General features: G+C 70.8%; 16 protein-coding genes. 15 read left to right on the top strand and 1 reads right to left on the bottom strand.

Features of this window, described 5'->3' with window-relative positions; all coding sequences use genetic code 11:
- The first annotated feature begins 254 nt into the window (after nt 1-254).
- The 10 genes from rpmH to ANAEK_RS22520 all read left to right on the top strand — a co-directional run bounded on the left by rpmH (nt 255) and on the right by ANAEK_RS22520 (nt 6,587).
- Nucleotides 255-404 carry a 50S ribosomal protein L34 gene (gene rpmH / locus ANAEK_RS22900; RefSeq protein WP_011423406.1) on the top strand — a complete coding sequence of 50 codons (150 nt, stop codon included), beginning with the start codon at nt 255-257 and terminating at the stop codon, nt 402-404.
- Nucleotides 405-412: 8 nt separating this feature from the next.
- Complete coding sequence (rnpA, locus tag ANAEK_RS22560) at nt 413-763, top strand: ribonuclease P protein component (RefSeq protein ID WP_012528442.1); 351 nt, start codon at nt 413-415, stop codon at nt 761-763.
- Nucleotides 760-990 carry a membrane protein insertion efficiency factor YidD gene (gene yidD, locus ANAEK_RS22555; protein ID WP_012528441.1) on the top strand — a complete coding sequence of 77 codons (231 nt, stop codon included), beginning with the start codon at nt 760-762 and terminating at the stop codon, nt 988-990. The genes rnpA and yidD overlap by 4 nt, the downstream gene beginning before the upstream one ends.
- Nucleotides 991-993: 3 nt before the next feature.
- On the top strand, nt 994-2,634 hold the full coding sequence (yidC, locus tag ANAEK_RS22550) for a membrane protein insertase YidC (protein WP_012528440.1): 1,641 nt from the start codon (nt 994-996) through the stop codon (nt 2,632-2,634).
- Between the two features lie 10 nt (nt 2,635-2,644).
- Nucleotides 2,645-3,154 carry a R3H domain-containing nucleic acid-binding protein gene (locus tag ANAEK_RS22545; protein ID WP_012528439.1) on the top strand — a complete coding sequence of 170 codons (510 nt, stop codon included), beginning with the start codon at nt 2,645-2,647 and terminating at the stop codon, nt 3,152-3,154.
- Between the two features lie 3 nt (nt 3,155-3,157).
- Entirely contained in the window at nt 3,158-3,376 is a 219-nt protein-coding gene (locus ANAEK_RS22540) for a hypothetical protein (RefSeq protein ID WP_012528438.1), read from the top strand.
- Nucleotides 3,377-3,384: 8 nt separating this feature from the next.
- Nucleotides 3,385-4,032, top strand: a complete 648-nt coding sequence (rsmG, locus tag ANAEK_RS22535) for a 16S rRNA (guanine(527)-N(7))-methyltransferase RsmG (RefSeq protein ID WP_012528437.1) — start codon at nt 3,385-3,387, stop codon at nt 4,030-4,032.
- 274 nt (nt 4,033-4,306) lie between these two features.
- Complete coding sequence (locus ANAEK_RS22530) at nt 4,307-5,086, top strand: ParA family protein (protein WP_012528436.1); 780 nt, start codon at nt 4,307-4,309, stop codon at nt 5,084-5,086.
- A complete protein-coding gene (locus tag ANAEK_RS22525) occupies nt 5,083-5,979 on the top strand; it encodes a ParB/RepB/Spo0J family partition protein (protein ID WP_012528435.1) in 897 nt (298 codons plus the stop codon). The genes ANAEK_RS22530 and ANAEK_RS22525 overlap by 4 nt, the downstream gene beginning before the upstream one ends.
- A 185-nt stretch (nt 5,980-6,164) precedes the next feature.
- Nucleotides 6,165-6,587, top strand: coding sequence for a polymer-forming cytoskeletal protein (locus ANAEK_RS22520; protein WP_012528434.1), 423 nt, complete (start codon nt 6,165-6,167; stop codon nt 6,585-6,587).
- 247 nt (nt 6,588-6,834) lie between these two features.
- On the opposite strand, the gene ANAEK_RS22515 is transcribed toward ANAEK_RS22520, so the two are convergent.
- A complete protein-coding gene (locus ANAEK_RS22515; protein WP_012528433.1) occupies nt 6,835-7,272 on the bottom strand; it encodes an Hsp20/alpha crystallin family protein in 438 nt (145 codons plus the stop codon).
- A gap of 147 nt (nt 7,273-7,419) precedes the next feature.
- Here ANAEK_RS22515 and atpH point away from each other — a divergent pair, with 147 nt between their 5' ends.
- From atpH to ANAEK_RS22490, 5 genes are read left to right on the top strand one after another with little or no spacing between them, the layout of a single operon-like run.
- Nucleotides 7,420-7,959, top strand: a complete 540-nt coding sequence (atpH, locus tag ANAEK_RS22510; RefSeq protein WP_012528432.1) for an ATP synthase F1 subunit delta — start codon at nt 7,420-7,422, stop codon at nt 7,957-7,959.
- A 43-nt stretch (nt 7,960-8,002) separates the two neighbouring features.
- The gene (gene atpA, locus ANAEK_RS22505; RefSeq protein WP_012528431.1) at nt 8,003-9,535 is read left to right on the top strand and encodes a F0F1 ATP synthase subunit alpha; all 1,533 of its coding nucleotides are present in this window, start codon (nt 8,003-8,005) and stop codon (nt 9,533-9,535) included.
- 23 nt (nt 9,536-9,558) lie between these two features.
- Nucleotides 9,559-10,431 carry an ATP synthase F1 subunit gamma gene (atpG, locus tag ANAEK_RS22500; RefSeq protein ID WP_012528430.1) on the top strand — a complete coding sequence of 291 codons (873 nt, stop codon included), beginning with the start codon at nt 9,559-9,561 and terminating at the stop codon, nt 10,429-10,431.
- A gap of 19 nt (nt 10,432-10,450) precedes the next feature.
- The gene (atpD, locus tag ANAEK_RS22495; protein ID WP_012528429.1) at nt 10,451-11,899 is read left to right on the top strand and encodes a F0F1 ATP synthase subunit beta; all 1,449 of its coding nucleotides are present in this window, start codon (nt 10,451-10,453) and stop codon (nt 11,897-11,899) included.
- Between the two features lie 3 nt (nt 11,900-11,902).
- A complete protein-coding gene (locus tag ANAEK_RS22490; protein WP_012528428.1) occupies nt 11,903-12,301 on the top strand; it encodes a F0F1 ATP synthase subunit epsilon in 399 nt (132 codons plus the stop codon).
- Nucleotides 12,302-12,371: the final 70 nt, after the last annotated feature.

Raw genomic sequence — 12,371 nt, 5'->3', positions numbered from 1 at the left:
GCCCCCCGTCCGCAGGCTCCTGGGAGTCTGCGGCTCCACTCTTCGCTCGGTCTGCGAGGAGTCAGGCGGGCTCGTGGTGCGGGCGCGGAAGTTAGCGAAGGTTCGCCGCGCGGATCAAGGCCGAGTTGATCGTCGGCGAAAGCACGCAGGTTTCCGGCACGCGTCCAGAGGCGATCCTGCGCCGTCGCCGCGCGGAGGCCCGAAGTGGCCGGAAACCTTGACATCGCGCGAGCGATCGGGGAGTTTGCCGCGCCATGAAGCGGACTTATCAACCGAAGAAGCAGCGGAGGAACCGGACCCACGGTTTCCTCAAGCGTTCCAAGACCCCCGGCGGACGAAACGTCCTGAAGAGCCGGCGCGCCAAGGGCCGCAAGCGCCTCACCACGCGCGCGCCGAAGAAGTAGCGGCCGAGGTGAGGCTGCCGAAGGCGGCGCGGCTGCGGCGTCGCCGAGAGTTCGTCCAGGTCCAGCAGCACGGCAGGCGGCTGTACTCCGGAGACGTGCTCGTTCTCGCGCTCGTCTCCGGATCGCCCCGGCCGAGGATCGGGATCACGGTGTCCTCGAAGGTTGGAAACGCCGTCGAGCGGAACCGCGTGAAGCGCTGGGTCCGAGAGGCCTGGCGTGAGATCCGCCCCGAGTACCCCCCCGTCGATCTGGTCGTCATCGCCCGCCCCGCCGCGTTGCGGATGGGCGTGGACGGTGCGCGCCGTGCGCTCGCCGCGGCCGCCCGCGCGCTCCGCTCGGCGCCGGGAGGCAGCCCGTGATCCGGGCGGCCCTGGTGCTGCTCGTCCGCATCTACCAGCGGCTCGTCTCGCCGCTCCTGCCGCCCGCCTGCCGCTTCTACCCGTCCTGCTCCGCGTACGCGGTCACCGCCCTCCAGCGTCACGGCGCGCTGCGGGGCTCGTGGCTGACCGTGCGCCGCCTTTGCCGTTGCCACCCGTTCCACGCCGGGGGTGTCGACCCGGTGCCGGAACTGACCCCTAAGAGGTAGACCTTGGGTCCTGACAATCGCCGCATCCTCCTCGCGACCGTGCTGTCGGTCGGCATCCTGATCCTCTGGCAGGTGATCTTCCCCACCAAGAAGGTGCCGCCGAAGCCGGCCCCCCCGCCGGCCGCGGAGGTCGCGAAGCCGGCCGCCCCCGCGTCGCCCGCCCCGGGCGCCGCCGCGCCTGCGGTGCCGGCGCCGCCTCCCGACGCGCCGGAGGAGACGGTGAAGCTCGCCGGCAAGGGCTTCGAGGCGACGCTCACGACCTACGGCGGCGCGCTGAAGAGCCTCCGGCTCGAGGGCGACAAGTTCCGCAAGCAGGAGAAGGACCGCGAGGTGCAGATCGACCTCGTCCACGTGACCGACGGGCAGCCCTACCCGCTCTCGCTCTCGGCCTCGCCGGAGCTCGGCGGCGCGGCGGATGTCGCGGCCGATCCCGGCGCGCGCGCGCCCATGCGGATCGTGGCGAAGGACGCGTCCTCGGTGACGTTCGAGGGCCGGGTCGGCAACCTCGCCGCGCGGAAGACGTTCCGGGTGACCGGCAAGCCCTACGAGCTCGCGCTCGACGTGGAGCTGAGCGGCGGCGCCGGCAACGGCACCGTGGGCGTGCTCTACCCCGCGTTCATGCCGCCCGACACGAAGAGCGGCGGCATCTTCTCCGGCCCGCCGCTCGACTTCGTGCGGCCGGTCTGCCGCGCAGGCACCACCACCGAGCGCTTCGACCTCGCCAAGGAGGGCGCGCCGGAGAAGCTCGAGGGCCAGGTGTCCTGGGCCGGCGTGGACCAGCACTACTTCGTGGCGGCGGTGCTGCCGGCGGAGCCGATCGGCACCTGCACGTTCGTGCGCGGGCCGGTGAAGGGCGCGGGGCTCGCGGCGCTGGCGGTGCCGGTGGAGGGCGGCGCGCGCAAGCTGTCGCTCACCGTGTACGCGGGCCCGAAGGACCTCGACACGCTGCGCGGCTACGGGCGCGGCTTCGAGAGCGCCATCGACTACGGCGCGGTCGCGAAGTTCTTCGCGCTGTTCGCGCGCGGCCTGCTCTACGTGATGCGCTGGCTCGAGGCGATCGTCCGGAACTGGGGCGTCGCCATCATCCTGCTGACGGTGCTCGTCCGCCTGGTGCTGTTCCCGCTCACGTACAAGTCGATGCAGTCGATGAACGAGATGCGGAAGCTGCAGCCGGAGATCGAGAAGCTGAAGGCGAAGTTCGGCGACGACCGCGAGAAGATGAACCTCGCGGTGATGCAGCTCTACCAGAAGCACAAGGTGAACCCGCTCGGCGGCTGCCTGCCGATGCTGCTGCAGATGCCGGTGTGGTTCGCGCTCTACGCGGCGCTGCAGACCTCGGTCGAGCTGTACCGCGAGCCGTTCCTCTGGATGAAGGACCTCACCGCGCACGACCCGTACTTCATCCTGCCCATCGCCATGGGCATCTCGAGCTTCGTGATGCAGAAGCTGTCGCCGCAGCCGGCCGACAACGCCCAGGCGAAGATGATGCTCTACTTCTTCCCCGGGTTCTTCACGGTCATCATGCTGTTCGTCCCGGGCGGCCTGACGCTCTACATCTTCGTCAACAACCTGCTCTCGATCGTGCAGCAGCAGCTCATGATGAAGCACCAGCAGGCGGCGCCCGCGCCGGCCGCCGGGAAGTAGCGGAGGAGCCATGGACGAGAGGCAGCCGAGGGAGGGCGCTCCGCCGCCGCGCGAGGCGCCGGAGAAGGTGGCCGCCGCCCGGTCGTTCCTCGAGGAGCTGTTCCGGCGCATGGGTGGCGAGGTGGCGATCGAGGTGAAGGAGACGCCCGAGGCCATCGGCGTCGCCGTCACGCCCGCCGCGGGCAATGCGCTCGAGCTCTCGTCCCAGCTCGTCGAGGCGGCGCAGGTCCTCGTGAACCGGGTGGCGAACCCGCGGGCCGAGGGTCGGAAGTGGGTGAACCTCGACGTGGGCGGCTTCCGCGAGGAGGGCGACCCGGCGGTCGAGGCCATGGCCGCGCGGCTGGCCGCGGCCGCGGTGCGGATGGGCCAGGTGCTGGCCGTCGCGCCCATCAGCCCCCGCGAGCGGCGGCAGATCCACCTCGCGCTGGTCGCGAGCGGAGAGGTCTCGACGCACAGCGAGGGCGAGGGGATCTTCCGCCAGCTGCTCGTCATCCCCGCGAAGCCCGGGGCGCAGGGGTAGCCCTTGGCGAAGGAGAAGACCCGAGAGGAGAAGCTCTTCTCCGCGGCGGTGCTGCGGCGCTCCTTCGCGCTGCAGGACGACCAGTACCGGGACGGCTTCAAGTTCGTCTACGAGGGCGTCCTGCGCGATCTCGGGCTCGAGGACGCGGACGTCGAGGCGTTCCTCGGCGAGCACCTCGCCGAGGTGGACGCGGCCATCGGCCGGCGGGGCCGGAAGGCCTAGCCGCGGCCATGGATCCGGCCTTCCACGAGGCGCTGGCGAGCGGGATCGAGGCGCTCGGGCTGCCGGTGGACGAAGCGGCGCGGGCGCTCCTCGAGCGCTATGCGGATCGCCTCCTCGCCTGGAACCGGAAGGTCAACCTCACCGCCATCACCGCGCCGGCGGAGCTCGCCGAGAAGCACCTGGTGGACAGCCTGGTGCTCTTGCCGGTCCTGAGCGGCGCCCGGACGCTGCTCGACGTCGGGAGCGGCGCCGGGCTGCCGGGCATGCCGCTCGCGTGCGCGCGCCGCGACCTGTCGGTCACCTGCTGCGACGGCGTGGCGAAGAAGATCGCGTTCGTGAAGGCCGTGTCCGCGGAGCTCGACCTGCCAGTCCGCGGGGTGGCGGTGCGTGCGGAGGGCGATCCGGAGCGCGAGGGGCTGCCGCGCGCGGACGCGGTGGTGTCGCGGGCGCTCGCCGATCCCGACCGCTGGGTGCCGGTCGGCGCGCGGTACCTGGCGGAGGGCGGCACGCTCCTCGCCATGCTCGGCCGCGAGGTGGATCGCGCCGCGCTCGAGGCCGTCGGCGCGGCCGAGGGGCTGACGCTCGTCGGCCTGGACGTGTACGAGCTGCCCATCTCGCGCGCCGCGCGGGCGGTCGCCCGCTGGCAGCGCCGGTAGCCGTTCGACCGGCGGCCTTCGCCGGACTTCCCCGGCAGGACTCGATGTTCCACGTGGAACGGCGGCGACGCCGGACCCGGTGTGTTCCACGTGGAACAGCGTCCCGCCGCCTACCCATGCGCCGCGAACGTTCCACGTGGAACGCCCCGGTGTCAGAGGGCTGGGGCATGGTCCCTCGGCACCGTCCCGAACCGGGACACCGGAACCGCAACCGAGGGAACTCTTCTTGGACGAGACGTCGGCTGGGGGCATTGCCCCCCTGGAAGCAGGACGAATGGGCCGCATCCTCACCATCGCGAATCAGAAGGGCGGGGTCGGCAAGACCACCACCGCCGTCAACCTGGCCGCGTCGCTCGCGGCCGCGGAGCACCGGACGCTGCTCGTGGACGTGGACCCGCAGGGGAACGCCGGCAGCGCGCTCGGCATCCGGCGCGACGAGTCGGAGAAGTCCATCTACGAGGTGCTGCTCGACGACCAGCCGCTGTCGGAGGCGGTCCGCAAGACCGAGCTCAAGTTCCTCGACCTCGTCCCCGCCTCGCGCCACCTGGTCGGCGCCGAGCTGGAGTTGGCGGAGCTGGACGCGCGCGAGTCGCGCCTGAAGCGCGCCGTGGACACGCTCGCGCCGAGCTACGAGTACGTGGTCATCGACTGCCCCCCGTCGCTCGGCCTGCTGACTCTGAACGGCCTGGTGGCCGCACAGGGAGTCATCATCCCGCTCCAGTGCGAGTACTACGCGCTCGAGGGGCTCGCGGACGTGCTGAAGACGATCGAGCTCGTGCGCGCCGCCGCGAACCCGGGCCTGACCGTGGACGGGATCGTCCTCACCATGTTCTCGCCCAACAACCTCGCGAACCAGGTCGCGGACGAGATCCGGAAGACCTTCGCGAGCCAGGTGTTCCAGACCGTGATCCCGCGGAACGTGCGGCTCTCCGAGGCGCCCAGCCACGGGAAGCCCATCCTGCTCTACGACGTCACGTCGAAGGGGTGTCAGAGCTACCTCGAGCTCGCGCGCGAGGTCGCCGCACGCTTCGGCGCGGAGGGAGGTCTCGCGTGAGCATCGCCGAGAAGCGCCGCCCCGCCCTCGGGCGCGGCATGGCCGCCCTGCTGTCCAACGCCCCGCCCCCGCCCAGCGCGGCGGCGGCGCCCGCGCCCGCCATCCCGGGCCGGACGCTCCTCACGCTCCCGGTCGAGGCCATCGAGCGCAACCCGGAGCAGCCCCGCAAGCGGTTCGAGGACGCGAAGCTCGAGGAACTGGCGGCCTCCATCCGGCAGCACGGGATCGTCGAGCCGATCCTGGTACGCAAGGACGGCGGGCGGTACCGGATCCTGGCCGGCGAGCGCCGCTGGCGCGCCGCGCAGCGCGCCGGGCTGAAGGAGGTCCCGGCGGTTCTCCGGGAGGCGACCGATCGCGAGGCGTTCGAGCTCGCGCTCGTCGAGAACCTCCAGCGCGCCGACCTGAACGCGATCGAGGAGGCGGAGGCCTACGAGGTCCTGCAGGCGGACCACGGGCTCACGCAGGAGGCGATCGCCACCCGCGTCGGCAAGGAGCGCTCCACGGTCGCGAACGCGCTCCGGCTGCTGAAGCTGCCGGAGGACGTGCGCGAGTCGGTCCGGGGCGGCCAGCTCGACATGGGCCACGCCCGCGCCCTGCTCGGCCTCGAGGACGGCGAGGCGATCCGGAAAGTCGCGCAGCGGGCCATCCGTGAGGGGCTGTCGGTGCGCGCCACCGAGGCGCTCGTCCGGAGCCTCTCCAAGAAGCCGCCGAAGGCGGGGCCCAGCGATGCGCCCGCCGACAGCCCGGCGATCCGCGACCTTGCGCACCGGCTGCAGCGCCGGCTGGGCGCGCGGTGCCGCGTCGTCCCCAAGTCTGCGGTCGCCGGGAAGCTCGAGGTTGAATACACCTCCCTCGACGAACTCGACGGAATACTGGCAAAGATCGGAGCGTAACAGTAGGGTTCGACGTCCCCGGTTCAAGGGACGTCGAGCCTGGGCCGGCGACGGCCGATCCAGTACCACTGTGAGGAAGGATGTCCTTCTGGAGCAAGCTGAGGGAGGACGCGCCGTCTGACGGCGCGCCCGGCCCGGCTGAAGACACGCCCACGAAGCCATCGAGGAACGAGGAGCCGCATTCCATGGCCATGCTGAAGCGCGAAGAACTCACCTCCATCCCGGCCGCGTCCGGCGATCTCAACGCCCTGCTGGGCCGCGGCTCGGAGTTCGAAGGGAAGCTCACCTTCGAAGGCACCGTCCGCATCGACGGCAAGTTCACCGGCACCATCGTCACCAACGACGTGCTGGTGGTCGGCGAGGGCGCCAAGGTGTCCGCCGAGATCACCTGCGGCACGGTGATCGTCCACGGCGAGATCAACGGCAACGTCCGCGCGAAGAACGCGGTCGAGCTGCACCATCCCGCGAAGATGCGGGGCAACATCGAGGCCCCGTCGCTCATGGTCGAGAAGGGCGTCATCTTCGAGGGTCAGTCGAAGATGGAGGCGCTCGACAAGACCGCGTCGAAGCCCGCCCCGGCTCCGGCCGTCGCGGCCGTCAAGCCGTAACGCGACGCGTCACGTCGTGGGCAAAAGGAAAGCGGGCTCCGGAGACGGGGCCCGCTTTTCGTTTGCCGAGACTGGTGTGCGATCCCGCGCATCGCGGGCTGCAGCCCGTCCGCGCGCCGCAGCCGCGCCCGCGGGGACCTCGCGCGAGCCCGCGAAGGCGGGCGCGCGAGGTCACGGGCCCCGCGCAGCAGGGTGGGGCCCCGCCGAGCTCCGCTTGGCGGGGCGGGGCGCAGCCCCGTCGCATCACTCAGGTGATCTTCACCTGGATCGCGCGCGGCTTCGCCTCGGCTCGCTTCGGCAGCGTCACCGCCAGCACCCCGTTCCTCGCCTCGGCGCGGATGTGCTCCGCGTCCACGGTGCTCGGGAGCGTGAAGGACCGGGTGAAGGTGCCGTAGCCGAGCTCCACGCGGTGGTAGTTCTCGCGCTTCTCGTCGTGCTCGAGCTTCCGCTCACCCCGCAGCGTCAGCACGCCGTTCTCGAAGCGGACCTCGACGTCCTTCGGATCCACCCCGGCCAACTCGAAGCGGAGCGTCACCGCCTCCTCGTCCTCGTAGATGTCGCACGCGGGCGTCCAGCCCACCGACTCGCCGGCGCGGAACAGGCGGTCATCACCGAACATGCGGCCCATCTCGTCCTGCAGCCTCGCCAGGTCTCGGAAGGGCTCGAATCTGGTCAGCATCGCCATGATTTTTGACCTCCTTTTCAGGCGCGGGGAACGTAAGTCGACGGGTGCGGGTGTCAATCGAGCCCCGAACCCCGCGAAAGTCCACGGGGTAAAGCCGGGACGTACTTGACCGGGGCGCCTGCGACATGCTACGCAGCGCGTCCTCTTATGCTCATGGGTTCCATCGCCCGCCGGTACGCCCGGGCGCTCTTCAGCCTCGCCGTCGAGCAGGGTCGCGTCGAGCCCTGGAACGACGCGCTCCAGGTGCTGAAGAACGCCGTCGAAGGCTCCCCCGATCTGCGCGACGTCCTGTCCAACCCGGTCTACTCGAAGGAGCAGCGCCGGGCCATCGTGGAGAAGCTGGCCTCTGCGCTGAAGCTCGAGCGCGAGCCGGCCAACCTCCTCTTCCTGCTCGGCGACCGGAACCGCCTCGCCTACCTGGCGGCGGTGGTGGACACCTTCCGTTCGCTCGCCGATCAGCACCTCGGCCGCCTCCGCGCCCGGGTCACCTCGGCGGTGCCCCTCGACGCCTCGGCCGCCCAGGCCATCGCCGACCGGCTCTCCCAGGCCACGAAGGCGACGGTCCTCCTCGATCGCGCGGTGGACCCGGCCCTGCTCGGCGGCGTCGTCGCCCAGGTCGGCAGCCTCGTCTACGACGGCTCGCTGCGGACCCAGCTCGAGGACCTCCGCAAGACCTTGAAGCAGTAACGAACTCGCTCACCCCACAGCATCGCCCCGGAGAACCGATCCGATGGAAATCCGCGCCGACGAGATCAGCCGCATCATCCGCGAGCAGATCAAGGACTACGGGAAGAAGGTCGAGGTCGCCGAGACCGGCTCCATCCTGAGCCAGGCGGACGGCGTCGCCCGCATCTACGGCCTCGCCGGCGCCGCCGCCGGTGAGCTGCTCGAGTTCCCGGGCGGCGTGCGCGGCCTGGTCCTCAACCTCGAGGAGGACAACGTCGGCGCCGCCATCATGGGGCCGTACGAGCACATCCGCGAGGGCGACCCGGTCAAGCGGACCGGCCTCATCGCCGAGGTGCCGGTGGGCGAGGAGCTGCTCGGCCGCGTGGTGGACGGCCTCGGCAACCCGATCGACGGGCGCGGGCCGCTGAACGCGAAGCACCACCGCAAGATCGAGATCAAGGCCCCCGGCATCGTGAAGCGCAAGTCGGTGCACGAGCCGATGCAGACCGGCCTGAAGGCGATCGACGCGCTCGTGCCCATCGGCCGCGGCCAGCGCGAGCTGATCCTGGGCGACCGCCAGACCGGCAAGACCGCGGTGGCGATCGACACCATCCTCAACAACAAGGGCAACAACCTCTACTGCTTCTACGTCGCCATCGGCCAGAAGCAGTCCACCGTCGCGCGCGTGGTCGACACGCTCAAGAAGTACGGCGCGATGGAGTACACCACGGTCATCTCCGCCAGCGCCTCCGACCCGGCGCCGATGCAGTACCTCGCGCCGTACACCGGCGTGACCATGGCGGAGTACTTCCGCGACTCCGGCCGCCACGCGCTCATCATCTATGACGACCTGTCGAAGCAGGCCGTCGCGTACCGCCAGCTCTCGCTGCTCCTCCGCCGCCCGCCGGGCCGCGAGGCGTACCCGGGCGACGTGTTCTACCTCCACAGCCGCCTGCTCGAGCGCGCCGCCAAGCTCTCCGACAAGGAGGGCGCCGGCTCGCTGACCGCGCTCCCCATCATCGAGACGCAGGCCGGCGACGTGTCGGCGTACATCCCGACGAACGTCATCTCCATCACCGACGGCCAGATCTTCCTCGAGTCGAACCTGTTCTACCAGGGCGTCCGGCCGGCCATTAACGTCGGCATCTCGGTGTCCCGCGTCGGCGGCTCCGCGCAGATCAAGGCCATGAAGCAGGTGGCCGGCTCGCTGAAGCTCGACCTCGCCCAGTACCGCGAGCTGGCCGCGTTCGCGCAGTTCGGCTCCGACCTCGACAAGGCCACCCAGGAGACGCTGGCCCGCGGCGAGCGCCTGGTCGAGCTGCTGAAGCAGGGCCAGTACGCGCCGCTCCCGGTCGAGAAGCAGGTCATCCAGATCTACGCCGGCACGCAGAAGGACACAGACGGCCAGAACTGGATCCGCGCGGTGCCGACCGAGCAGGTGGTCCGCTACATGCGCGAGCTCATCGAGTTCCTCGACGCCCGGCACCCCGGCATCGCGAAGGCGATCGCCGAGAAGAAGGCGCTCGACGACGGCATCCGCAAGGACCTCGACGCCGCGCTCCGGGAGTTCGCCGGCATCTTCAAGATCGAGGGCTAGCCGCCCGAGGAGACGAGGCTCCCGTGCCTTCCCTTCGCGACATCCGCAACCGCATCGGCTCGGTCCGCTCGACGCGGCAGATCACCAAGGCCATGAAGATGGTGTCCGCGGCGAAGCTGCGCCGCGCCCAGGACGCCGTCCTCAAGACCCGCCCGTACGCGGTCCTGCTGGACCAGACCCTCTCCCGGCTGGCGGCCCGCGCCGCCGCCGAGGAGCAGGTGGCGCACCCGCTGCTCGCCCCGCGCGCGCAGCGCACCGCCGAGGTGGTGGTCGTCACCAGCGACCGCGGCCTGGCCGGCGGCTTCAACTCCAACATCTGCCGCTTCGTCCAGCGCTTCCTCACCGAGAACGCCGACCGCTTCGAGCGGATCGCGCTCTCCACCGTGGGGAAGAAGGGCCGCGAGTACTTCAAGGCCCGCCGGCTCGAGATCCGCAAGGACTACACCGGCGTCCACGCGAACCTCGCCTACGAGAAGGCCGAGGCGCTCGCGCGCGAGGCCACCGAGCGCTACCTCGCCGGCGAGGTGGACGCGGTGTTCCTCGCCTACAACGAGTTCAAGAGCGCCATCTCCCAGAAGCAGGTGGTGGTGCAGCTGCTCCCCATCGACACCTCGGCCGCCGGCGCCGACGCGACCGGCATCGACTTCAAGTACGAGCCCTCCCGCGAGGCGCTGCTCGCCGAGCTCCTGCCCCGCCACGTGGCGATGCAGGTGTGGCGCGCGCTGCTCGAGTCCGCCGCGTCGGAGCACGGCGCGCGCATGAGCGCGATGGAGTCGGCGACCAAGAACGCCGAGGAGATGATCGCGTCGCTCAGCCTCCAGTACAACCGGGCGCGCCAGGCCTACGTGACGAAGGAGCTCATGGAGATCGTGGGCGGCGCCGAGGCGCTCAAGTAACGGTCCCCGAAAGGAAGACATGGCCACCGCTACGAACGTTGAGAACGGCAGGATCACGCAGGTCATCGGCCCGGTGGTGGACGTCGAGTTCCCGCCCGGCGCGCTGCCCGACATCTACACCGCGCTCAAGGTGACGAACCCGGGCGTGGACGACCGCCAGGACAACCTCGTCATCGAGGTCTCGCAGCACCTCGGCGAGAACACCGCGCGCTGCATCGCGATGGACTCCACCGACGGCCTGGTGCGCGGCATGCCGGTGAAGAACACCGGCGCCCCCATCGCCGTGCCGGTGGGCAAGGAGGTGCTGGGCCGCATCCTGAACGTGGTGGGCGAGCCGGTGGACGAGCGCGGCCCGGTGGCCGCGACCCGGACGCTGCCCATCCACCGCGCGGCCCCGCTGCTCACCGACCTCAACGTGAAGGTCGAGGCGTTCGAGACCGGCATCAAGGTCATCGACCTGCTCGCCCCGTACCTCCGCGGCGGCAAGATCGGCCTGTTCGGCGGCGCGGGCGTGGGCAAGACCGTGCTGCTGATGGAGCTCGTGAACAACGTCGCGAAGAAGCGCGGCGGCTTCTCGGTGTTCGGCGGCGTGGGGGAGCGGACCCGCGAGGGCAACGACCTGTACCACGAGATGATCGAGGCGGGCGTCATCAACAAGGACGACCTGTCGAAGAGCCAGTGCGTGCTGGTGTACGGGCAGATGAACGAGCCGCCCGGCGCCCGCGCCCGCGTCGCCCTCTCGGCGCTCACCGTGGCGGAGTACTTCCGCGACGTCGAGAACCGCGACATGCTGCTCTTCATCGACAACATCTTCCGGTTCACCCAGGCCGGCTCCGAGGTGTCCGCGCTCCTCGGCCGCATCCCGTCGGCCGTGGGTTACCAGCCCACGCTCTCCACCGAGATGGGCGAGCTGCAGGAGCGCATCACCTCCACGCAGAAGGGCGCCATCACCTCGGTGCAGGCCATCTACGTGCCCGCCGACGACCTCACCGACCCGGCGCCGGCGACCGCGTTCGCGCACCTCGACGCCACCACGGTGCTGAACCGCAAGCTCACCGAGATCGGCATCTACCCCGCGGTGGACCCGCTCGACTCGACCTCGCGAATCCTCGATCCGAACGTGGTCGGCCAGGAGCACTACGCCGTGGCCCGCGCGGTCCAGGAGACCCTGCAGCGCTACAAGGACCTGCAGGACATCATCGCCATCCTCGGCATGGACGAGCTCTCGGAGGACGACAAGCTCACCGTGGCGCGCGCCCGCAAGATCCAGCGCTTCCTCTCCCAGCCCTTCACCGTCGCCCAGCAGTTCACCGGCAACCCGGGCAAGTACGTCGAGCTCCCCGACACGATCCGCGGCTTCAAGGAGATCGTCGACGGCAAGCACGACGACCTGCCGGAGCAGGCGTTCTACATGGTCGGCGGGATCGAGGAGGCGGTGGAGAAGGCCAAGAAGCTCACCGCGGGGTAACCGATGGCGCTCACGCTCGACATCGTCACGCCGGAGAAGCGGGTCCTCTCGGTCCAGGTGGACGAGGTCCGCGCGCCCGGCGTGCAGGGCGGGTTCGGCGTCCGGCTGAACCACGAGCCCTTCATGACCGCGCTCGAGCCCGGCCGGCTCACCTACGTCGAGGGCGGGCGGGAGCACCACTACGCCGTCGGCGGCGGGTTCCTGCAGGTCGCCGACAACCGCGTCATCGTGCTCGCCGACACCGCCGAGGCGGCCGGCGAGATCGACGTGGACCGCGCCCGCAAGGCCTTCGAGGACGCGCAGAACCGGCTGCTCCAGCTCACCGAGCAGGACGAGAGCCACCAGGCCGAGTCCGCGCGCGTGCGCCGCGCCGCGGCCCGGCTCACGGTCGCGGGCCGCTAGGCGACGCGAACAGGCTTCCCACGGCGGGGAAGGCGCTCCGGCGCCTTCCCCGTCGCCGTTTCCGGGCCGT

The organism is Anaeromyxobacter sp. K (genome assembly GCF_000020805.1).
Lineage (GTDB): Bacteria > Myxococcota > Myxococcia > Myxococcales > Anaeromyxobacteraceae > Anaeromyxobacter > Anaeromyxobacter dehalogenans.
The sequence above is the reverse complement of the archived record's forward strand: the minus strand, read 5'-3'. Positions and strand labels throughout refer to the sequence as shown.